This window comes from Pseudomonas sp. R9.37 (assembly GCF_963878885.1).
In the GTDB taxonomy this organism is placed as follows: Bacteria; Pseudomonadota; Gammaproteobacteria; order Pseudomonadales; family Pseudomonadaceae; genus Aquipseudomonas.
The window spans coordinates 301,025-321,386 of the sequence record NZ_CAWNZA010000011.1 but is presented as its reverse complement, the minus strand read 5'-3'; the positions used below and the strand labels follow the sequence as shown (position 1 = coordinate 321,386).

The window sequence follows — 20,362 nt, the reverse complement described above, 5'->3', positions numbered from 1 at the left end:
TGGGGTGTGAAGCCAGTTTCTGCTGTTCGGCGTTGGCGTTATTGTTCGATCCGCTCATCTTTTTGACCGATGCTCGCAAATGAATTCGATCGACACGCTTATTGCGCTGGCCAACCTGCGCGGCAGTCTGGATTTGCGTTGCCAGTTCCAGGGCGACTGGGCGCTGGATCATCCGCCTGAAAAATTCGGCGTGGCGCCGTACCACATCGTGCTCAGCGGAACATGCCGTGCGGAGCTCTCGGGTGGGCAGCAGGTGACGCTGGAGGAGGGCGACATCCTGCTGATGCCCGGCGGTGCCACCCATTTATTGCGCAGCCAGGGCGCGCGTATCCGACCGATGCAGCCGCAGGTCATCGAAGGGGGCGTGCTGCCGGTGCATCGCTTGGGCGGCGCGCGGCCAGAGGTCGACATGCTGTGCGGTAGCTTTCACTACAACCGCCAGTCTTTGCTGTTCAGTGCGTTGCCGGAGTATTTGGTGGTGTCCAGCCGGCAGTGGCAGGGCGACGAGCAGTTGGCGGCGCTGATCGCGCTGCTGCGCAGCGAAGCGGACGGCGAGCAACTGGGCGCGCGCTCGTTTATCGATGCGCTGTCGTTGGCGTTATTTACCCTGGTTCTGCGCACCTGGCTGACCCGTCAGGCGCCCGTGGCCGGCACCTTCGCCCTGCTCGCCGACAAGCGCCTGAGCAAGGCCTGGCAGGCGATGCTGGCCGAGCCCGGCCATGAATGGACCATCGACAGCCTGGCCGCTGCGGCGACGATGTCGCGGGCCACCTTCATGCGTGCGTTTGTGAAAGTGGCAGGTGTGTCGCCGTGGGTGCTGCTGACTCAGCTACGCATGGAACTGGCGTTCAACCTGCTGCGCCAGTCGCGCTTGAGCCTGCTGGACATCGCCGCCCAGGTGGGTTACCAGTCCCAGGCGGCGTTCAGCAAGAAGTTCAAGGACACCTATGGCGAGGCGCCGGGGCGAATGCGCACACGATAGTCGCTACAACACAAAGCAAATGTGGGAGCGGGCTTGCTCGCGAATGCAGGGAGTCAGTCGATACATCTGGTGACTGATACTGCGCATTCGCGAGCAGGCCCGCTCCCACATTGAACCGCATGCCTTCAGCGCTATTGCCTGGCTGGCAACAGCTTCAACGTACCCCGGGTATTCGCCGTCACTTCCTCATCGCTGAAATGCGCCTGCTCATACCCGCCTTCGATGTAGGTTTGCGCCTGGTCGTCATAGTGCGAGTCAAACGGCACGCCGCTTTGCCCCACCGGGTTGATGGTCAGGGCGTGGGCGGGGTCGGCGAAGTCGATCAGGCGGCGCGTCGATGGGCCGTATGTCACTGGCCAGGGTGCCGGGCCGATCATGGCGGATTGGTTGTTCGGCACTTCGTGGGTGCCGGGGGCGGGGAAGGGGCCGACGTTGAAGAGCTTGTCCAACGGCTTCTGCATGCCCAGCGGGTGGCCGTGGGTCAGGGTGTGCGCCTTGCCCCACTGCCACTGGGTCGGGTCGTCGCCGAACGTGGCTTTCAGATGCGCCAGGCTGTTGTCCCACGCCAGTTTGACCGTGTTGGCGCGCTTGCCGTCCCACCAGGGCGAGTCCGCCGAGGCGGCCAGGCGCGGCAGCGCCGCATCGATCACCCGCGTGGTGAGCAGGGACTTGAACATCGCGTCGCCCAGTTTGGGGTGAAATGCCGCGTCGGTGAGGTTGAACAGGAACTGGTTGAACAGCGTGGCGCTGGTGGAGTCCAGTGGGTAGTCACCCTTCCAGCTCGCAAGCTGCTCCACCAGTTTCAACTGCGCCGGGTCTTTGACCACCTCACGCAGCACCGGCAACAGCGGCGCCAGCAAGCGTGGGCCATAAGCGGTGGTCGTGCCCAGTTGCAGGGCCTGGCTGTTGTTGACGTCCCACTTGACGCTTTTGTCGCTCAACTGCGTGTTCAACTGCTGGCCACGGTCGGCCAGGTTGTAATAGCCCGGGATTTCCATGCCAGTGGGCGACACCGGCTGGGCATTTGCCGACACCACATAACCACGCGCCGGGTTTTCTTCCTGGGGGTTGGCGCTGAACGGGTAGAAGCCCAGTTTGTCGGCCTGGGCGGTGCTGCCGTCGAGGATAAAGCCGGGGTTGACCCCCGTCGGGCGGATGGGCAACTGCGCCGCCGCCCACCAGCCGATATCACCCTTGGCGTTCGCCCACACGATATTCAGCCCCGGCGCCGACACCATCGCCGCTGCCGCGCGTGCCTTGGCCAGCGTGTCGGCGCGGTTAAGTTGGTAGAAGCCTTCGAGGATCGGGTTTTCGGTGTCGAGGAATGCCCACCACATCGCGATCGGTGTGTTGCCGGCGTTCTCGCCGAGTACGTCATTGATGATCGGGCCGTGGGGCGAGCGACGCAGGGTGAGTATCACCGGGTCTTGGCCCTTGACCGCAATCTGCTGCTCGCTGCTGGTCATGTCGACCCATTGGCCGTGATACCAGACCTGGTTGGGGTTGTCCGGGTTGACCTTTTCGGCGATCAAGTCGAGGTCATCGTTCTGGAACATGGTCAGGCTCCAGCCGAAATCCAGGTTGTGGCCCAGGAACGCCACCGGCACCAGCGCGTTGTGATAACCGTAGAGCTCAAAGCCCGGCGCCGAGAGCTGCGCTTCGTACCATACCGACGGCACCGAGAAGCGGATATGCGGGTCGCCCGCCAGTAACGGCTTGCCACTTTGGGTGCGGCTGCCGCTGATGGCCCAGGCGTTGCTGCCTTCGAACTGCGGCAAACCGTTGTCGGCCAAGGCCTGATCGCTCAGAGAGGCGATGGCACCGAGGGTGTTCCAGTCGCTGGCGGCCAGGTTCAGCGCGCCTTTGGGTTGCCAGTCCAGGTCAAAGACTTTCAGGTAATCGCTGCCCAACTGGTCGCGGACGTACGTCAGCAGCGGCTCGGTACGAAACGCGGCGGCAAAACTGTAGGCCATGTACCCGGCGACGCTGATGGTGTCCTCGGCGGTAAACGGCCGCTTGGGGATGCCCAGTACGTCGAATTCCATGGGGCTGGCGTGGCTGTCCTGATATTGGTTGATGCCGTCCAGATAGGCTTGCAAGGCCTTCCACGCCTTGGAGTCGTGGTCAATGTGTTCCACGTAACTCAAGGCCCGTTCACGGATGCGCAGGCTGCGGAACAGCTTGTCGGTCTCCAGCACTTTTGGCCCCAGCACCTCGGCCAGTTCGCCTCGTGCCAGGCGCCGCATGATCTCCATCTGGAACAGCCGGTCCTGAGCGTGCACGTAGCCTAAGGCGCGATACAGGTCGGTCTCGTTCTCGGCGCGGATGTGCGGCACGCCACGGTCGTCGTAACGCACCGTGACCGTGCCTTGCAGGTTGGCCAGTGTTTCGGTGCCCTGGCGAGTGGGCTGCTTGCTGTAGACATACCAGCCGGCGCCGGCCATGAGGGCGGCAATCAGGATGGCGAGTACGGTCAGGCTGCGTTTCATGGACGGTCCTTGGTCATTCACCTTTCAGGTGAGCGGAGTCTAATAGGTTTGGCGCGGGCTGCGGGAAATGCTGATGTGCCCTGCCGACAGCCGAGGTTCAAGTGGAGAACACCCCGAAGAGGCTATTATTCCACCTGTCATCTTTGAGCTTTTTGTCATGACTTGCGCCACGCAACCACTGCCAGACTCCAGCCGCCCCGAGGCTACGTACGCGTGCTGCCTGGAAGGGCAATCGCTGATCGGGCGCTTTTTGCAGCACCCGCCAGTGGGTTTCGACGTGCGCTTGTCCGAACAGGGCCTGCCGTACTTCTTCACGCCTTTTGACCTGCTGACCACCGCCGACGATGAGTTCGTGAACCGTGTGCGGGGTTGGCCGGGGTATCGTTTCTGGCAGTCGTGGCTGCGTATCGACAGCTGTTTTGTCGGCACCACGGTCAGCGAATACTCACCGTTCCCCCAAGGCGTGTCGCCGCAGAAACTTGCGCAGTGGCTGCAACATGAGTGTGCGCCGCAGCGCAAACTCACCGTGATCAAAGACGTGCCGTGCAATTCCCCGCTGCTCAGCGACGCGGACAACCGCTACGCGCACGACTTGATCGATGACTGCACCCGGCGCGGCTTCATCAGCCTGGAAGGCCAGGCGCTGGCATATGTACCGATCAACTTCACCACCATCGATGAATACCTGGCGCGTTTGTCCCACAGCCGTCGGCGCAATATCCGACGCAAATTGCGCAGTCGTGAAGCGCTGCGCGTGGAAGTCCTGGACACCGGCGATGCGCGCTTCAACGATGAAGCCTGGCTGGCGCACTTATACGCGCTGTACAGGGCGGTCTACGACCAGAGCGAGATCCATTTTGACCTGCTCACGCCGGAGTTTTTCAGCAGCCTATTGAAGGACGCCGCCAGCAACGGGCGGGTGTTCTGCTACTGGCACTGCGACGAACTGATCGGCTACAACCTCTGCTACGTGGAGGGCGACAAGCTGCTCGACAAGTACATCGGCCTCAACTACCCGCAGGCGCTGGAGTTCAACCTGTACTTCGTCAGTTGGTTTGTAAACCTGGAGTACGCAGTCGCCAACGGCCTGAAGTTTTACGTGGCCGGCTGGACCGACCCGCAGGTCAAGGCCAGCCTCGGCGCCGACTTCACCTTCACCCGCCATCTGGTCTGGGTGCGCAACCCGCTGTTGCGCAAGCTGGGTAATCGATTCCGCCATCACTTTGAAAGCGATGCCCAGTGGCAACAGGAGCACACCTCATGAGCCAGGATCGACCACCGCTGATTCTGGATTTCGATGGCGCCGTTAGTGACATACCCGGCGCGATCACCTTGCCGTTGCAGGCCTGGCAGGAAAAAATCCGCTTTGGCTGCCGGTGGGCGCAGTTCAAAGAGCTGGAGACCGCTCTGCACGCGCAGATGCCCGGCGACTACGGCTGTGTGTTTACCGGCAGTGGCGATTATCACCACCTCAGCCAATTACTGTTGAACCGACTGCCCACGCAGCAGAAGTTTCAACTGATCATCTGCGACAACCACCCGGACAACATGCGTTACCCGTTCGGCATCCATTGCGGTTCGTGGGTCTATTGGGCCAGCCGTTTGCCGCAAATCGAGCATGTGCATGTGCTGGGCATCGGCTCGCAGGACATCGGCCTGGGCCACGCCTGGGAGAATCACTGGTCGCCGCTGCTCAAGCGCAAATTGACCTACTGGAACGTCAACGTCGACACGCGCTGGATGAACTGGGTCGGCGCTGGCCGCAGCAATCGCGCGTTCAGCCACCCGGATGAGTTGATGCGCGCATTCCTGGCGCAGTTTGACCGTTCGCTGCCGGTGTACCTGTCCATCGACAAAGACGTGTTGAGCCCCGAGGTGGTGAACACCAACTGGGACCAGGGTGAATTCCTCGAGCAGCATTTGAATGACCTGATCAGCGCCTGCCAGGGCCAGATCATCGGCGCGGACGTCACCGGCGATGTGTCGGCCTACCACTATGAAAGCAAGTTCAAGCGCTGGTTGAGTGCCTCCGATGGCCAGGAAGAACTGCCCGAAGCGCAAGTGCAGATCTGGCAACAGCAGCAGAACGAGCTGAACAGCCGTTTGGTCGCGCGTATCAATCAGGGCTGGCGACGATAGCTTTTAGCTGGGCCAATACGTGCTCGAAGAGAGCGTCCGTCAGCCAGTGGCTGTTGCTGATCGACAGCGTGCGAGTGGCGAAGGCTTGGGCCTGGGTCATGTCGCTGCCAGGCTGTAACAGCGGGGCCACCGCCGGGTAGTCCGGCAAGGTGTGGATAAACAGGCGGGTCACACCCAGCCCTGAGGTCCACAGCTGCGTCATCGCCGCATCACGCATGTGTGCCGACGGCATCATCACCATCAGAAACGGCCAGGTGCCTTGCTGCCCCGGCCGGTCCATCACCACTGATACACCAGGCAAGGCATTCAAGCGTGCGGCGCGGTGCAGTGCCCGGTTACGGCCTTGTTGCAGGTGATCGGGCAAACGAGCCAGCGCGGCGGCGCCGACTTTCTGGCGATAGGCGCCCAGGCGGTGTAGCGGGATGTCATCGACCGAAAAGTCGTCGCCCACGGCGGCCACTTCATCGCCTTGCGCCAGCGCCGCGCGCAACCCTTTGCCGTACACGTAGTACAAACCGCGCGGCTGATAGGCCAGGGCATAACCCCACAGTTCGGCGGTGCGTTGCAGCTCCCAGCGCAGGCTGAACGGCAGGTCCTGCTGGCATTGCCGGTGCAGCGCCTGATGCAGCACCGGGTTGCGGCTGAACAGCACGCCGCCTTCGGCCGTGGTCAGGCCTTTACCCAGCGCCATGCTGAAAAAGCCCACGTCGCCTTTGAGCCCGACGCTGTGGCCATCGTCGAGTGCGCCCATCGCTTGCGCGGCGTCTTCGATGACCGCCGCACCGACTGAGTCAGCAATACGTTTGGCGGTGTCGACATCTGCCACGCGCCCCGCCAAGTGGGTGACCACCACGGCCAGTGTGCTTTCATCGCACAGCTGCTGAAGTTGTTGTTCGTCCAGGTCAATGCCGCCCGGTTGCAAATCACAGGGCACCACCCGCAACGGCGGGCAGTAATGCGCAGCCAGTGCCACCAACGGGCAGGTGTAGGCGGGCACGATGAGCCGGGTGCGGCCGGGCATGCGCTGCTGCAAGGTGCGCAGCGCGATGATCAACGCCGCCGTGCCGGAGCAGGGCAGCGCCGGCTTTGGAATCGAGAATTGGCGGGCCAGCGAATCGGCCAGGTCTGCTGAGCAACCGAGCAAATCCCACCAGCGCAAAGGGAGCCCTGCGGTCGGCGGAATTTCCCATCGGCGTGTCATGACACCGGGGCCTGCACCGGCTCGACCTCGACCGGTTTGCTCTCTTTGTCTTCGCTGCGCGCCAGGCACAGAATGCCCGCAATAATCAGCGCACCGCCGATGATTTTAGGCAGGGTCAAGGTGTCATCGAACAGCCAGACAGAGATCAGCGTCACACTGATCAGCTCCAAGTGCGAGGCCGCAAACGCCGGGCCCACCGGTGCGTATTTGAGCAAGGTCATCCAGGTGAAGAACGCGCCGATATAGCCAACAAAGGCGCCGTAGATCCACGGCGCGCCGAACACACGAACCAGCCAGGCGGCGTCCATGGTCAGCGGCTCGGCATGCACCGAGGCGAACTTGAAGCTGACCTGCGCCAAGGTGTCGAAAATGATCAGCGCGAGAAAACCCAGGATATAAAAGCGTTTCATCATTCAAACCCTACGACTGTCACACCACAGGCGATCAGCATGATGCCGATCAGGCGCCATTTGCTCAGGCTCTCTTTGAACAGGAACCGTCCGGCAATCATGATCACGACAATATTGATCGAGCCCAGCATCACGCCCACCGACAGCGGCACCAGGGTCAGGAACGCCAGCCACAACACGAATTCGAAGACGTAGCAGATCACCCCCAGCCAGATCCACGGCCGCTTGAGCATGTGCTTCCAGTGGGCCATGCCATCATGCTCGGCGCTGGCCGAGGCGGCGGCTTTGAAAGCCAACTGGCCAGACGTATCAACGATAACGTTGAGCATCCAGAGGATGATGGTTAACTGGCTCATGTATTCCTACGCTTACAATCTCACTGAAAACGTACGATACAGCAGCCGATTGATCGGGTGATTGGAGTTTGCTGGTTGAACAGGCTGTGTTCAGTTTGGTGCCTTGCTCCACTCGCAATAGCAGCCCACCGCCAGCGTGTGAGTGGCATCGACCTCGCGCCCGGCCTCGAGGGCTTGCAGGATCGGCTCGATGAAGCTGTTGCTGGAATTGCACGTAAGCCCTTCGCTGTACGGCCCGAAATACGCAAGTTTGCCGCTTCGATCCCAGATTCCGACGGCAGGCGTGGCCGGTATCTGCTCGGCCCCGGACAGGGCGTGGAGGGTTTTCATTTTGCGCAGGTTGTCGGGCAGTTGGCCGTGGCTGCCGGCCTTTTGCAGGGCGTAGAACTCTACGCCCTGGGGCGCGTAGTGCTCGATCAACTCGCCCAGGTGTTGCTGGTTGCCGACATTGCACGGGCAGGCCGGGTCCCAGAAGTGCACCAGGCGGATCGGGCCGGGGCCTGAGAGTTCGGCGGGCAGGCGCAGCGCGTCGCCGGAGAACACCGCCGTGTGTTCGCTGAATGCACGCAGGTAGCGGCCCTGGAACCAGTCATACGCCGCCCACAGCACGCCGGCGCAGATGACCAGGATCAGGCTGGCGAACAGGGCGGAACGGTAGGGCTGTCGCATTCAGATCAATCCTCGAAGGTCGCGTAGCTTGCCATGCTTGTCCTGACAGATGAATATCACCGCTCGATATTCATCTTCACCGTTAGTCTGGAACCCTTTATGCCTGTGAGCTTTGACCCCGATCATCTGCGCGAAAGCTTGCGGCCACTTGTGGATGCGCAACCGCTCAGCGCCGAGGCGCGGGTCTACCAGCGTTTCTACGGGCTGGACCTGGCCGCGCGCAAGGTACCGGCGGTGAGCCGCCTGGGGCGTTTCGATGTGGATGGCTTCCAAGTGGTGGCGCAGGTGTGGTGGCCACCCCAGCCCGTGGCGACGATGTTCATGTTCCACGGCTTCTACGACCATATGGGGCTGTACCGCCATGTGGTGGACTGGGCGCTGGATCAGGGCTGTGTGGTGATTGCCTGCGATCTGCCCGGCCATGGCCTGTCCAGCGGCGCGCGCGCCAGCATCGATGATTTTGCGGTGTATCAGAACGTGGTGCAGGCGCTGTTTGCCCAGGCCACGGCGCTGCAACTGCCGCAGCCCTGGCATCTGTTCGGGCAAAGCACCGGCGGTGCAGTGGTGGTGGACCATGTGCTCCATCACGGCGCCGACAGCCCGGCGCAGGGCAAGACCTTCCTGCTGTCACCCTTGGTGCGTCCGCGTGCGTGGGGTTGGTCGCAGGTCAGTTATTACTTGCTGCGGCCCTTCGTCAAAGGCATCGCGCGGCGGTTCAGCGAGAACACCCACGACCCTGCGTTCAAACCGTTCCTGGAAGCTGATCCGCTGCAGCCGCGCCACTTGCCGACCGCCTGGGTGGGCGCACTGGCACGGTGGATCAAGCGCATCGAAGCCGCACCGCGCAGTTCGCGGCGGCCGGTGATTGTGCAGGGTGAGGAAGACATGACGGTGGACTGGCAGCACAACCTGCAAGTGCTGCGGGGCAAGTTTGATCAGCCTGAAGTGTTGATGATCCCGCGTGGCAGGCATCATTTGGCGAATGAGATTCCGGAGATTCGTGAGGAATACTTCCGTTATTTGACGGACCACCTGAAGTAACACCATCCAAATGTGGGAGCGGGCTTGCTCGCGAATGCGGAGTGTCAGTCAACTAATTTGCTAACTGACACACTGCATTCGCGAGCAAGCCCGCTCCCACATTGGTTACTGCGACAGGCTGGAAGTGCTCTGGCCGACGGCAAGTCCTGCGCGAATGGCTGCCAGCGCCGCCTTGTAATACGCCCGACCCTCCGGCGACTCCGCGAACGTCGCGAATTCCTCCAGCTCCGGATCAGACAAATCTCGATAGACATACAACAGCGTGTTGTTCAGGTCGTTGCCGATCTGCTGCATCAGCCGCTCACGCTGACCATTCAACATGCCTTGAGCCTGACCGCCGCCCAACAGGCCCGGAATCATCTGGCTCAAGCTGTCGGCGGCCACACCGGCAATCGCCAGGCTGACTTCCGCCCCGGCTTCACGGGCAGGCAGGGCCTGGGCCAAGTGGCCGATGATCAGGCTGCGGGTGGCATCGGCCTCAATGTGCGGCAGGCCTTGGGCGTTTTTCGCCAACTGGTCGCGGCGCGTGGCCAGCAACTCGGCGGCGACAATTTTGCGGCCCAATGGTGATTGGAAAAACGCCAGGGCGGGCTTCGGGTCCGCCAGGTTCTTGCGCAATTGCGCCTCGGCACGCTGGTCCACGGCCTGGGCGGCAAAGCGTTTATTGCTGTTGTCCACCAGTGCCTGGTACACCGCCGGCGGCAGGCTGTTGCGGTAGCGTTGCTGAGCGGCACTCAGAGCGTCATTGAAATGCGCACGCTGTTCAGCCCAGCCGGCGACCTTGTACAACTGGTCATGGCCGTCTGCCCAAGCGGGCAAAACGCAGAACATCAGCACGGAAAAAAACAAACGACGCATATGGACTCCTGTCAGTCGGCCACTATTGTCCGTGTCGGGCGTAGGATTTGTCGAGAAATCCTATCGGTCACCTGACTAAAGTGTATTCAGACGCTCGGCGGCTCTGTCGGATTCACAGGCGTATGGATACTATGCGCGCCATGCAAATACCCCTCGATCATCCCCTGCTGCAACGCATTGTCGACGACCTGGCCGAAAAAGGCTGGTCGCAGCAGAACGGCTTCCTGCCCCAGGCTCTGACCCTGGAACTGGCGGCTGAGTGCCGTAAACGTGCGGCGGAGGGGGAATTGGCACCTGCTGCTGTAGGACGCGGGCCGGCCCAGGAGATTCGCGAGGGCATTCGCGGTGACCATATCCAGTGGTTGGAAGAGGGTGATGCAGCGGTCTGCGAGACCTACATGGGCGTAATGGACAGCCTGCGGTCGGCCATGAACCGCGGGCTGTTCCTGGGCCTGGAAGATTTCGAAAGCCACTTTGCGATGTACCCGCCGGGTGCGTTTTACCTCAAGCACCTGGACCGTTTTCGTGACGATGACCGGCGCATGGTCTCGGCGGTGGTCTACTTGAACGACGCCTGGCTGCCCGAGCATGGCGGCCAGCTGCGCATGTACCTCAAGGGCGGCGTCGAATACGACGTGGTGCCCACCGGCGGTAGCCTGGTGGTGTTCCTGTCCGGGGAGGTGCCCCACGAAGTCCTGCCCGCCACGCGCGAACGCCTGTCCCTGACCGGCTGGTTTCGCCGGCGGGGTAACGAGCCGTTTTAAACATGGAAAAGATTCTGATCAGTCGCTGCCTGCTCGGGCACAAAGTGCGCTACGACGGCGGCGCCAGCGGCCCGTTCGATCAATTGGCGGCGTGGCAGGCGCAAGGCCGTGTGGTTGCGATCTGCCCGGAAGTGTCTGGCGGTTTGCCGACGCCCCGGCCCTCTGCCGAAATCCCGGGCGGGCAGGGCATCGATGTGTGGGAGGGCCGTGCCCAGGTGCTGACCGCTGAAGGTGAAGACTTCAGCGCCGCCTTTCTCGATGGCGCCCTCCAAGCCCTGGCGCTGGTGCAACGCCACAATATCCGTGTCGCCGTTCTCAAGGCCAATAGCCCGTCCTGCGGCAACGTGCTGACCTATGACGGCACGTTCAGTGGCGTAAAGGTCAGCGGCGAAGGCGTGACGGCGGCGTTGCTCAAGCGCCACGGGGTGTTGGTGTTCAGCGAGCTGGAGTTGCCTGAGGCAGCTGTCGCCTTGGCCCATCTCTCAAGCCTTACCTAAATCAAAATGTGGGAGCGGGCTTGCTCGCGAAAGCGCAGTGTCAGTCAACTGATTTGCCGGCTGACAGTCCGTATTCGCGAGCAAGCCCGCTCCCACAGTTGATCTAGGGTGCTTTGACGACCGGTGTGTCGCCTTCAAACCACTTCTGCGTCAGCGCCTTCAAACGACCATCCGCCTTCACCTGCTGCAGCGCCTTGTCCAGGCTATTTTTGAACGCCGGGTTGCCCTTTTGGAATGGAATGGCCAGCTCAGGTGTTTCCTTGTAGGGATCGCTGAAATCGAAACGATCCTGCAGCTCGGCAGTCATAGCGATATGGTTGATGGCTACGTCGTACTTGCCGGTTTCAACGCCTGGCAGCATGTCGGCGTCATCGGTGGTGATGAATGAGGGGCGTACATCCATTTCCTTCGCCAGCTGCTCGCCCAGTTCCACTTCAAAGCCGGTGAGCTTGTCGCCGTCCTTGAAGTTGAACGGCGGCGTGTTGGCCTCCAGGGCGATGCGCAGTTCGCCACGATCAAACACATCATCAATCAATTCGGCGTGAGCCAATGGGCTCAGAAGGGGCAGCAAAAGTACAAGGCCAGGCGAAAAGCGCATGGTCGCTCCTGATGAATTCGTCTACGCGAGGGGCCGTTCAGCATCGCTTTGCTATGGTGTTGAGTGCCTTGGACAGCAATTTGTCGCGAAGTTGTCATAACCCTACAGATTTCATAGAAAAACTGGAGAAGCGAATGAAAGCCTTTTTGTCCCGTGCCACCCTGGCCAGCGTTCTGCTGGGTGCTTCGATGTTGGCTACCGCTGCTGACGGTATCCCACGCAGCGCGCCGCCTGAAGGCGCCAAAGTCTTTATCGTGTCGCCAAAAGACGGCGCCACTGTCGATAAAACCTTCACCGTCAAATTCGGCATGGAAGGCCTGAAACTGGCCCCGGCCACCAGCCAGGACCCAGGCACCGGCCACCACCACCTGCTGATTGACCAGAAAGAGCTGCCTGACGCCAGCGTGCCGATCCCGGCCACCGACACCGTGATCCACTACGGCAAGGCCCAGACCGAAACCGAGCTGACCCTCACTCCTGGCAAGCACACCTTGCAGCTGGTAGCCGGCGACAAACTGCACATGCAGTTCAACCCGACTGTAGCCTCGAAAGTCATCACGGTTAACGTCAAGTAAGATTTGTTCAGATGTGAAAAAGGGAGCCCCGAGGGGCTCCCTTTTTTGTGCTGCGTTGAAACCTTAGAACAACACGCGGCTACGAATCGTGCCGTTGATGTGCTGCAGCTTCTCTTGCGCCAGGTCCGAGTACTCGGCGTCGACGTCGATGACCACGTAGCCGACTTTCTCGTTGGTCTGCAGGAACTGACCGGAAATGTTGATGCCGTTTTCTGCGAAGACCTTGTTGATCTCCATCATCACGCCAGGGATGTTCTGGTGGATGTGCAGCAGACGGTGCTTGCCAGGGTGAGCGGGCAGCGCCACTTCCGGGAAGTTGACCGAGGACACCGAGGTGCCGTTGTCGCTGTACTTGACCAGCTTCTCCGACACTTCCAGGCCGATGTTGGCTTGGGCTTCAGCGGTGGAACCGCCGATGTGCGGGGTCAGGATCACGTTGTCCAGGCCACGCAGCGGGCTTTCGAAGATGTCGTCGTTGGAGCGTGGCTCCACCGGGAACACGTCGATCGCGGCGCCGATCAGGTGCTTGTCCTTGATCGCGTCAGCCAGGGCGTCCAGCTCAACCACGGTGCCGCGTGCAGCGTTGATCAGGATGCCGCCTTTCTTGATGGCGCGGATTTCCTTCTCGCCGATCATCCACTGGGTCTCAGCGGTTTCCGGTACGTGCAGGGTGACGATGTCGGACATGCCCAGCAGCTCGGTCAGGCTCGACACCTGAGTGGCGTTGCCCAATGGCAGCTTGGTCAGGGTGTCGTAGAAGAACACCTGCATGCCCAGGCCTTCGGCCAGAACCGACAGCTGCGTGCCGATCGAGCCGTAACCGACGATACCCAGCTTCTTGCCGCGGATTTCGAAGGAGTTGGCCGCGCTTTTGATCCAGCCGCCACGGTGGCAGGAAGCGTTCTTCTCAGGGATGCCGCGCAGCAACAGGATGGCCTCGGCCAATACCAGCTCCGCAACGGAACGGGTGTTGGAGTACGGTGCGTTGAACACCGCGATGCCGCGCTCGCGCGCTGCGTTGAGGTCGACCTGGTTGGTGCCGATGCAGAAACAGCCGACAGCCACGAGTTTCTTGGCGTGGTCGAAGATCTCTTCGGTCAGCTGAGTGCGGGAGCGAATGCCGATAAAGTGCGCGTCGGCGATCTTTTCCTTTAACTGGGCTTCCGGCAGAGAACTGGTGATGTACTCAATGCTGGAGTACCCAGCGGCCTTCAGTACGTCGACAGCCGATGGGTGGACGCCTTCCAGAAGAAGGAACTTGATCTTGCTCTTATCGAGAGAAGTCTTGCTCATCTGCGTAAACCTGTATCCCGGAGAAAAATGGCAGGGAATCGAGCAGTTAGTGCCTTGAATCAGTGCACAAGAGCTGACCCGGACGGCAGGAAAGCCGTCACCGCAGAAACGCCCTTGGGCTCTGTCCTGCGGGGGCGGTATGCTAGCATACGTGCCCCGCTAAACACCCATTCCTGCGACGTGAAGCGTTCTCAGGATGACCATGAATTGTTCGAGAGTTCTGTCGATGACCCATCCTGCCCTGATTGATGAGCTGAAGACCCTGGTTGAGCCTGGCAAAGTGCTGACCGATGCAGACTCCCTGGAGGCTTACGGCAAGGATTGGACCAAGCACTTCGCACCCGCGCCTTGCGCCATTGTGTTTCCCAAGACCACCGAGCAGGTGCAAGCCATCGTGCGTTGGGCCAACGAGCACAAGGTTGCGCTGGTGCCTTCCGGCGGCCGCACAGGCCTGTCGGCTGCGGCGGTGGCGGCGAATGGCGAAGTGGTGGTGTCGTTTGACTACATGAACCAGATTCTCGAGGTGAACCTCACCGACCGCACCGCCGTGTGCCAGCCGGGCGTGGTCACCAAGCAATTGCAGAACGTCGCTGAAGAAAAAGGCCTTTATTACCCGGTGGATTTCGCGTCGTCCGGTTCGAGCCAGATTGGCGGCAATATCGGCACCAATGCCGGCGGGATCAAGGTCATTCGCTACGGCATGACCCGTAACTGGGTGGCCGGCATGAAAGTGGTCACCGGTAAAGGTGATGTGCTGGAACTGAACCGCGACCTGATCAAGAACGCCACCGGCTACGACATGCGCCAGCTGTTTATCGGCGCTGAAGGCACTTTGGGCTTTGTGGTCGAAGCCACCATGCGCCTGGACCGTGCGCCGAAAAACCTCACCGCCATGGTGCTCGGTACCACGGATTTCGACTCGATCATGCCGGTGCTGCACGCGTTCCAGAGCAAGCTGGACCTGACCGCCTTCGAATTCTTCTCCGACAAAGCCTTGGCCAAGGTCATGGGCCGTGGCGACGTGCCGGCACCGTTCGACACCGAGTGCCCGTTCTACGCGCTGCTGGAATTCGAAGCCACCACCGAAGAAGTCGCCAACCACGCCCTGGAAACCTTTGAGCATTGCGTCGAGCAGGGCTGGGTGCTGGACGGCGTGATGAGCCAGAGCGAAACCCAGCTGCACAACCTGTGGAAGCTGCGTGAGTACATCTCCGAGACCATTTCCCACTGGACGCCCTACAAGAACGACATCTCGGTGACTGTCTCCAAGGTGCCGGCGTTCTTGAAGGAAATCGACGCGATCGTCGGCGAACACTATCCGGACTTCGAAATCGTCTGGTTCGGCCACATTGGCGACGGCAACCTGCACCTGAACATCCTCAAGCCGGAAAACCTGAGCAAGGACGAGTTCTTCGCCAAGTGCGCGACCGTCAACAAGTGGGTGTTCGAAACCGTCGAGAAGTACAACGGCTCGATCTCCGCCGAACACGGCGTGGGCATGACCAAGCGCGATTACCTGACGTACAGCCGCTCGCCGGTTGAAATCGAATACATGAAGGCAGTCAAAGCGGTGTTCGACCCTAACGGGATCATGAACCCTGGAAAGATTTTCGCTGTTTAATCGCCCCTGTAGGAGTCGTTTCATGAGCTACCAGCACAAGTACGTCGACGGCACCAACATCCACTTTCCCCTGGGCAAAGTGGTGTGCATCGGGCGTAACTACGCCGAACATGCCAAGGAACTGGACAACCCGGTGCCCACCGAGCCGTTGCTGTTCATCAAGCCGGGCAGCTGCGTGGTCGCGCTGGAAGGCGGCTTCGCCATTCCGACCGAACGCGGTTCGGTGCACTACGAGGCGGAAATCGCGGTGTTGATCGGCAAGCCCCTGTCGAACAAACCCAGCCGTGAAGAAGTGCTGGACGCCATCTCCGGCTTCGCGCCGGCCCTGGATTTGACCCTGCGCGACAAACAGGCCGAGCTCAAAGCCAAAGGCCTGCCGTGGGAAATCGCCAAGTCGTTCGATGGCGCGGCAGTGATTGCACCGTTCGTGGTCGGCAGCACCTTTGCGGACGTGACCGATATCGGTATTCGCCTGACCATCAACGGCGAAGTGCGCCAGGACGGCAACAGCTCGCAGATGCTCAACCCGATTATCCCGATGATCCAGCACATGGCTGGCTGCTTCTCGCTGCAGGCCGGTGACGTGATTCTCACGGGCACCCCGGCGGGCGTAGGTCCGTTGAACGTGTGTGACGAGCTGGTGCTGGAGTTGACGGGTGTGAGCCGTTTCGAAAGCAGCGTTCGCTGACTCCTGGCCAAACGCAGTAAAAAATGTGGCAGCGGGCTTGCTCGCGAATGCGGTGTACCAGTCAATACATTCGGTGACTGACACTGCGCATTCGCGAGCAAGCCCGCTCCCACATTGGATCTTCATACATTCTGAATCCCTGCTTTTGCATTTTTTTCACACGCCATCCGGATAATCCACATCCTCCTGCGCGCGGGCCCGCTGATCCTGTGCTATCACCTAACGCTGACTTTCCGGAAAAGCGCTCAATGGCCGTGACTTTGCCCTCCGCTGCACCCAAGCCCCGTTCACGCTTTGCCCTGCGCTGGTATTCCTGGCTGTTCCTCGCCGGGGCGATTGTGTATGGCGTTGCCTGGCTCATGCATTGGGATGACCGTGGCGTACTGTGGGTGGCGGAACGCTTTGAGACGCCGGCTGAGCAGCAGGCCAGCGTCTGGCTGCCGGACTACCATGCGGTCATTGACGGCAAGTTGCTGCCCGGCATGGAGAAGGATGAGGCTTCGGATCTTTCCTACAATCCGCAGACCAAAACCCTGTTTTCCGTGATGGGCAAAAACCCGTTCCTGGTTGAGTTGAGCCTGCAAGGCGATGTACTGCGCAAGATGCCACTCAACGGCTGGAACAACCCGGAAGGCCTGACGATGATGGAGAACGGCTTGATGGCCATTGTCGATGAGCGCATGCACACGCTCACCGTGGTGAAAGTCGATGCCGGCACCCAGCAACTGAATATCGCTGACTTCAAGAGCTACGACCTGGGCCCGTCCAAGGATCAGAACAAAGCCTTCGAAGGCATCACGTGGGACAAGCGCAATCAACAGCTCGTGCTGGGCGAGGAGCGCCCACCGGCGCTGTTTACCTGGAAAAGCGATGGCGCCACGCTGACAGGCGACAAGCAAAAACTCGCCAGCACCGAGCTGGACATGCGCAACCTTTCGGCCCTTGCCGTGGACCCGCGTACCGGCCACTTGCTGGCATTGTCGGCCGACTCCCACCTGTTGCTGGAGCTGGATGAAAAGGGCGAGCAAGTCAGCTTCATGACCTTGCTCGGCGGCTTCAACGGCCTCAAGCGCACCATTCCGCGTGCCGAAGGCGTGACCATGGACGAGCGCGGCACCTTGTACATGGTCAGTGAGCCGAACCTGTTCTACCGTTTCGAAAAACAGAAATAACCCACCATTACGTCGGGCATTTCTCCAATAGCGGCATTCCCCAGACATCCGGCAGCGTTTAAGTTTAAATTCAGACAGGCGTGATATTCATTCGCCACTTTTTGACTTCGAGCTGCCCTGATGCGTCGATTCGCCCGCCCCAAACCCGCATTTTTTACTGTGCTGCTGATCGCCCTGGTGGCCGCCGGTGTGGTCGCACAGCAATTGCGTCTGTTCGAGCGCGCATGGTTTAACTGGCAGGCCTGGCGCCAGCCGGCCGATGAGCGCTCCATCGGCCTGGCCGATTATCGCGTCAGCCTGGAAGCCAAGGTGATCGAAGGCCTCGACGATGATGTCTCGGCCCTCACCTATGACCCGGTGCGCAAAAGCCTGTTTACCGTCACCAATAAAAACGCCGAGCTGGTCGAGCTGTCCCTGGACGGCAAGATTTTGCGGCGCATTCCATTGGTGGGCTTTGGCGATGCCGAGGCCGTGGAGTTCATCAGCGACAACATCTACGTGATCAGCGATGAGCATCAGCAGCGGCTGATCAAAGTACACGTGAACGATGACACCCAGTTCCTCGACGCCGCCGATGCGGAGCAGATGACATTGGGTTTACACATGGGCGGCAACAAGGGTTTCGAGGGCCTGGCCTACGATTCGGTCGGCAAGCGCCTGTTTGTGGCCAAGGAACGTGACCCGATGCTGATTTACGAGGTGCACGGTTTCCCTCATTTCAAGCCGGAAAAAACCTACTCGGTGCACGTCATCAACAACCCCAAGCGCGATGCCGGACTGTTTGTACGCGATCTGTCGAGTTTGCAATACGACGAGCGCAGCGGCCATCTGCTGGCGCTGTCGGATGAGTCGTTTCTGGTGCTGGAGCTGGACATCGACGGTCGCCCGCTCAGCAGCCTTTCTCTGCTCAACGGGCGCCATGGCCTGCAAAAACGTGTGCCTCAGGCTGAGGGCATCGCCATGGACGACGAAGGCAGCTTGTACCTCGTCAGCGAGCCGAACCTGTTTTACGTGTTCAAGAAACCCTGATCAAAACATCCACTGCACACCCAGCGAATAGCCGGTCTGGCTGCCTTCGGCATGCCCCAGGCGGCTGTTTACCTCGGCGTAAACGCCCAGCTGCGGGGTGATCGCCAGCTGGCTGCCGACTTGGGCGCGGCCAAAGCTTTTGTCCACGGCACCCAGTTTGGCGGTGCGCGCCTGGCCGTCGGCGCGGGCGGTCAATTGCAAGTCGTCGAGACGCCCGTCAGCCAATTCCTTGACCCAGGCGATGTCGCCGTAAGGCAGCAGGCTCACGCCATAGGGCAGGGCGACGGCACCGCGCACGCGCCAACCGAAGCTGGCTTCCAGGGAGTCGAAAGATTGCTCCTGGTACTCAAGCGCCGTGCGCAGGTTCTGTTTTTCGTGGAATTTATCGATGCGCGAGTGACTGTAATCCAGACCGGCAAACGGACCACTCTTGACCGCGCCGACGTCGAAGTCATAGCCGCCCAGGACGCGCGCGCCCAAGGACAATGCGTCGGTGTTGCCGCTCAGTTGCTGATTGAGCAAGACCGGGCCGCCATTGGCCTGGATCAACAAGTTGCGCTTGGCATCAAAGCGCGTACGACCCACGCTCAGGTCGCCGGCCAGCCAGCTCGGCCCGCCGTCGTTGAGCAAGGCGTAGGCCGCGGCCTGCCAGGTGTCGCTGTCGAGTTTGCCGCGGTGCTCGAGTTTGTCGCGACCGTTGAGGTAGCTCAGGCTGGCGCCGATGTTCAGGCTGGGCGTGAGTTGGTAGTCGCCGAGCGCATGCACGCCCAAACGCCGCGCTTGAGGGTTGAGCGGGCTGTCGAAGCCGCTGTCCGGGGTGTATTCACCGTCCACGCCAACCTCGCCGTCAAAGCTGCCAACCTCGCGACTGACTGCTTGCAAGCTCAGCCAGCGGCGATCATGCAGGCGCACCATGGCTTGGTGCTGGCGCTGTAGGTTGTCCTGCATGTTGCGTGCAACGGCGCCGCCGGAGGCAGTCGAGGCCATCAGGTCGGCGTTGGTCAGCTCCAGCACCAGGCGGCTGAGCAGGCGCGAATAGTCGCGCAGGCGCTGGTCGATGCGCGCCTGGCCGAAGGCGTCGGTGAGCACGGCTTTGTTGTCCTCGGCCGGGTCATGCCAGGTGGAGCCGCCGGGGATTTTCGGGTTGTTGGTTTGGGTGTAGCCGTCCAGGTCGCCCAACTCCCAGTGGGTGGCTTCGATATACAGAATCGGAATTTTCAGCGGCTCGAACGGCTCGCCATCGCTGCAACAGCCGGTACCCTTGGGGTATTGCGGGTCCAGGCCAGGGTTGGTGAACAGGGGGATGTTCAATTCCTTGGCGATCTGGAAAGTGTGTTCGCGCAGCGAGGCCAGGGCGGGGTTGGCCGTGCTGTTCTGGCCGGCGTGGGCGTACATCATGTCGCCGGTGATCAGGCTGTCGAGGTTGATCATTGCCAGCATGTTCGCGCGCTGGCTGGCGCTGAGTGAGTCGACAAACGCCTTGGAGCCGCGCAGGCCTTCCTCTTCCGCGCCGAAGCCGACGATTTGCAGGCCGTTTTCCAGTTGCAGACCGCCGAGGTTCTTCGCCACTTCGGTCAGCACGCTGGCGCCGGAGCCATTGTCGTCCAGGCCTTGCAGGGTCGGGCGGCCGAAGTAGGTGTCAAAATGCGCGCCAATCACCACGTACCGCGGCGTGGTGCCGGCGGCGTAGGCCACCACGTTTTGCGAGGCGCGAGTGCCGTTGTTCCAGGTGAAGTTCTGGCGACTGAGGCTGTAGGCCGAGCCCATCTGGCTTTGCATCCAATCTGCTGCGCCGGCGAAATTGGCGGTGCCGCGATACCGGCCGGGATAATCGTTGATCAGCTTTTCCAGGGTGGTGTTGGCGTGCTGGCCGTAATCATAGGCCTGGGTATGTGTCGACAGCAGGCTGCCGACCACGCTGATCGCGAGGGCTAGGGGCTTTATCACAAGGTCGTCCTTGAGGTGATGGGGAAGGTCAAG

The 20,362-nt window shown here is 61.0% G+C and carries 20 protein-coding genes; 11 read left to right on the top strand and 9 right to left on the bottom strand.

The features are described from left to right. Positions 1-79: 79 nt before the first annotated feature. Positions 80-982 carry an AraC family transcriptional regulator gene (locus AACU78_RS08140; RefSeq protein WP_106575742.1) on the top strand — a complete coding sequence of 301 codons (903 nt, stop codon included), beginning with the start codon at positions 80-82 and terminating at the stop codon, positions 980-982. 131 nt (positions 983-1,113) lie between these two features. Here AACU78_RS08140 and AACU78_RS08135 read toward each other — a convergent pair whose 3' ends face one another. After that, entirely contained in the window at positions 1,114-3,471 is a 2,358-nt protein-coding gene (locus AACU78_RS08135; protein ID WP_106575741.1) for a penicillin acylase family protein, read from the bottom strand. A 157-nt stretch (positions 3,472-3,628) separates the two neighbouring features. Here AACU78_RS08135 and AACU78_RS08130 point away from each other — a divergent pair, with 157 nt between their 5' ends. Both AACU78_RS08130 and AACU78_RS08125 read left to right on the top strand, forming a co-directional pair. Continuing rightward, complete coding sequence (locus tag AACU78_RS08130; RefSeq protein WP_106575740.1) at positions 3,629-4,735, top strand: GNAT family N-acetyltransferase; 1,107 nt, start codon at positions 3,629-3,631, stop codon at positions 4,733-4,735. Then, positions 4,732-5,610, top strand: coding sequence for a hypothetical protein (locus AACU78_RS08125; protein WP_106575739.1), 879 nt, complete (start codon positions 4,732-4,734; stop codon positions 5,608-5,610). Before AACU78_RS08130 ends, AACU78_RS08125 begins: the two co-directional genes overlap by 4 nt. Here the strand turns inward: AACU78_RS08125 and AACU78_RS08120 are convergent. The 4 genes from AACU78_RS08120 to AACU78_RS08105 form a co-directional block, all read right to left on the bottom strand. Then, positions 5,588-6,811: a DegT/DnrJ/EryC1/StrS family aminotransferase gene (locus AACU78_RS08120; protein ID WP_106575738.1), complete on the bottom strand. Its 1,224-nt coding sequence runs from the start codon at positions 6,809-6,811 to the stop codon at positions 5,588-5,590. The two genes, AACU78_RS08125 and AACU78_RS08120, sit on opposite strands and share 23 nt — an antisense overlap. Beyond that, entirely contained in the window at positions 6,808-7,221 is a 414-nt protein-coding gene (locus AACU78_RS08115) for a DMT family transporter (RefSeq protein WP_106575737.1), read from the bottom strand. Before AACU78_RS08115 ends, AACU78_RS08120 begins: the two co-directional genes overlap by 4 nt. Further along, entirely contained in the window at positions 7,221-7,577 is a 357-nt protein-coding gene (locus AACU78_RS08110; protein ID WP_053258538.1) for an EamA family transporter, read from the bottom strand. The genes AACU78_RS08115 and AACU78_RS08110 overlap by 1 nt, the downstream gene beginning before the upstream one ends. 90 nt (positions 7,578-7,667) lie before the next feature. After that, a complete protein-coding gene (locus tag AACU78_RS08105; protein WP_106575736.1) occupies positions 7,668-8,246 on the bottom strand; it encodes a DUF6436 domain-containing protein in 579 nt (192 codons plus the stop codon). Between the two features lie 99 nt (positions 8,247-8,345). Here AACU78_RS08105 and AACU78_RS08100 point away from each other — a divergent pair, with 99 nt between their 5' ends. Next, positions 8,346-9,287, top strand: a complete 942-nt coding sequence (locus AACU78_RS08100; RefSeq protein WP_106575735.1) for an alpha/beta hydrolase — start codon at positions 8,346-8,348, stop codon at positions 9,285-9,287. Between the two features lie 105 nt (positions 9,288-9,392). On the opposite strand, the gene AACU78_RS08095 is transcribed toward AACU78_RS08100, so the two are convergent. Continuing rightward, on the bottom strand, positions 9,393-10,145 hold the full coding sequence (locus tag AACU78_RS08095; protein WP_106575734.1) for a DUF2059 domain-containing protein: 753 nt from the start codon (positions 10,143-10,145) through the stop codon (positions 9,393-9,395). Positions 10,146-10,276: 131 nt separating this feature from the next. Here AACU78_RS08095 and AACU78_RS08090 point away from each other — a divergent pair, with 131 nt between their 5' ends. After that, on the top strand, positions 10,277-10,909 hold the full coding sequence (locus AACU78_RS08090) for a 2OG-Fe(II) oxygenase (protein WP_106575733.1): 633 nt from the start codon (positions 10,277-10,279) through the stop codon (positions 10,907-10,909). Positions 10,910-10,911: 2 nt separating this feature from the next. Beyond that, positions 10,912-11,406 carry a DUF523 domain-containing protein gene (locus AACU78_RS08085; protein ID WP_106575732.1) on the top strand — a complete coding sequence of 165 codons (495 nt, stop codon included), beginning with the start codon at positions 10,912-10,914 and terminating at the stop codon, positions 11,404-11,406. 103 nt (positions 11,407-11,509) lie between these two features. On the opposite strand, the gene AACU78_RS08080 is transcribed toward AACU78_RS08085, so the two are convergent. After that, entirely contained in the window at positions 11,510-12,004 is a 495-nt protein-coding gene (locus AACU78_RS08080) for a transporter substrate-binding domain-containing protein (protein WP_106575731.1), read from the bottom strand. Between the two features lie 134 nt (positions 12,005-12,138). On the opposite strand from AACU78_RS08080, the gene AACU78_RS08075 reads away from it, so the two are divergent. Then, positions 12,139-12,579: a DUF4399 domain-containing protein gene (locus AACU78_RS08075; RefSeq protein ID WP_106575730.1), complete on the top strand. Its 441-nt coding sequence runs from the start codon at positions 12,139-12,141 to the stop codon at positions 12,577-12,579. Positions 12,580-12,642: 63 nt separating this feature from the next. Here the strand turns inward: AACU78_RS08075 and serA are convergent, their stop codons facing one another. Then, positions 12,643-13,872: a phosphoglycerate dehydrogenase gene (gene serA, locus AACU78_RS08070; protein ID WP_010167810.1), complete on the bottom strand. Its 1,230-nt coding sequence runs from the start codon at positions 13,870-13,872 to the stop codon at positions 12,643-12,645. Positions 13,873-14,098: 226 nt separating this feature from the next. On the opposite strand from serA, the gene AACU78_RS08065 reads away from it, so the two are divergent. The 4 genes from AACU78_RS08065 to AACU78_RS08050 all read left to right on the top strand — a co-directional run bounded on the left by AACU78_RS08065 (position 14,099) and on the right by AACU78_RS08050 (position 18,382). Next, complete coding sequence (locus tag AACU78_RS08065; protein WP_106575729.1) at positions 14,099-15,493, top strand: FAD-binding oxidoreductase; 1,395 nt, start codon at positions 14,099-14,101, stop codon at positions 15,491-15,493. A 22-nt stretch (positions 15,494-15,515) separates the two neighbouring features. Continuing rightward, on the top strand, positions 15,516-16,181 hold the full coding sequence (locus AACU78_RS08060) for a fumarylacetoacetate hydrolase family protein (protein ID WP_106575728.1): 666 nt from the start codon (positions 15,516-15,518) through the stop codon (positions 16,179-16,181). A 248-nt stretch (positions 16,182-16,429) separates the two neighbouring features. Continuing rightward, positions 16,430-17,353: an SdiA-regulated domain-containing protein gene (locus tag AACU78_RS08055; protein WP_106575727.1), complete on the top strand. Its 924-nt coding sequence runs from the start codon at positions 16,430-16,432 to the stop codon at positions 17,351-17,353. 120 nt (positions 17,354-17,473) lie between these two features. After that, positions 17,474-18,382, top strand: a complete 909-nt coding sequence (locus tag AACU78_RS08050; protein ID WP_106575726.1) for an SdiA-regulated domain-containing protein — start codon at positions 17,474-17,476, stop codon at positions 18,380-18,382. On the opposite strand, the gene AACU78_RS08045 is transcribed toward AACU78_RS08050, so the two are convergent. Next, positions 18,383-20,329, bottom strand: coding sequence for an autotransporter domain-containing protein (locus AACU78_RS08045; RefSeq protein WP_106575725.1), 1,947 nt, complete (start codon positions 20,327-20,329; stop codon positions 18,383-18,385). It abuts the gene before it with no gap. Between the last annotated feature and the right edge of the window lie 33 nt (positions 20,330-20,362).

What these genes read in the sequence shown, in the direction of transcription:
- AACU78_RS08120 (WP_106575738.1), bottom strand. Translation starts at nt 6,811, where the DNA reads ATGACACGCCGATGGGAAATTCCGCCGACCGCAGGGCTCCCTTTGCGC.
- AACU78_RS08130 (WP_106575740.1), top strand. Translation starts at nt 3,629, where the DNA reads ATGACTTGCGCCACGCAACCACTGCCAGACTCCAGCCGCCCCGAGGCT.
- AACU78_RS08060 (WP_106575728.1), top strand. Translation starts at nt 15,516, where the DNA reads ATGAGCTACCAGCACAAGTACGTCGACGGCACCAACATCCACTTTCCC.
- AACU78_RS08065 (WP_106575729.1), top strand. Translation starts at nt 14,099, where the DNA reads ATGACCCATCCTGCCCTGATTGATGAGCTGAAGACCCTGGTTGAGCCT.
- AACU78_RS08095 (WP_106575734.1), bottom strand. Translation starts at nt 10,145, where the DNA reads ATGCGTCGTTTGTTTTTTTCCGTGCTGATGTTCTGCGTTTTGCCCGCT.
- AACU78_RS08125 (WP_106575739.1), top strand. Translation starts at nt 4,732, where the DNA reads ATGAGCCAGGATCGACCACCGCTGATTCTGGATTTCGATGGCGCCGTT.
- AACU78_RS08100 (WP_106575735.1), top strand. Translation starts at nt 8,346, where the DNA reads ATGCCTGTGAGCTTTGACCCCGATCATCTGCGCGAAAGCTTGCGGCCA.
- AACU78_RS08055 (WP_106575727.1), top strand. Translation starts at nt 16,430, where the DNA reads ATGGCCGTGACTTTGCCCTCCGCTGCACCCAAGCCCCGTTCACGCTTT.
- AACU78_RS08140 (WP_106575742.1), top strand. Translation starts at nt 80, where the DNA reads ATGAATTCGATCGACACGCTTATTGCGCTGGCCAACCTGCGCGGCAGT.
- AACU78_RS08135 (WP_106575741.1), bottom strand. Translation starts at nt 3,471, where the DNA reads ATGAAACGCAGCCTGACCGTACTCGCCATCCTGATTGCCGCCCTCATG.
- AACU78_RS08110 (WP_053258538.1), bottom strand. Translation starts at nt 7,577, where the DNA reads ATGAGCCAGTTAACCATCATCCTCTGGATGCTCAACGTTATCGTTGAT.
- serA (WP_010167810.1), bottom strand. Translation starts at nt 13,872, where the DNA reads ATGAGCAAGACTTCTCTCGATAAGAGCAAGATCAAGTTCCTTCTTCTG.
- AACU78_RS08050 (WP_106575726.1), top strand. Translation starts at nt 17,474, where the DNA reads ATGCGTCGATTCGCCCGCCCCAAACCCGCATTTTTTACTGTGCTGCTG.
- AACU78_RS08075 (WP_106575730.1), top strand. Translation starts at nt 12,139, where the DNA reads ATGAAAGCCTTTTTGTCCCGTGCCACCCTGGCCAGCGTTCTGCTGGGT.
- AACU78_RS08090 (WP_106575733.1), top strand. Translation starts at nt 10,277, where the DNA reads ATGCGCGCCATGCAAATACCCCTCGATCATCCCCTGCTGCAACGCATT.
- AACU78_RS08105 (WP_106575736.1), bottom strand. Translation starts at nt 8,246, where the DNA reads ATGCGACAGCCCTACCGTTCCGCCCTGTTCGCCAGCCTGATCCTGGTC.
- AACU78_RS08085 (WP_106575732.1), top strand. Translation starts at nt 10,912, where the DNA reads ATGGAAAAGATTCTGATCAGTCGCTGCCTGCTCGGGCACAAAGTGCGC.
- AACU78_RS08115 (WP_106575737.1), bottom strand. Translation starts at nt 7,221, where the DNA reads ATGAAACGCTTTTATATCCTGGGTTTTCTCGCGCTGATCATTTTCGAC.
- AACU78_RS08080 (WP_106575731.1), bottom strand. Translation starts at nt 12,004, where the DNA reads ATGCGCTTTTCGCCTGGCCTTGTACTTTTGCTGCCCCTTCTGAGCCCA.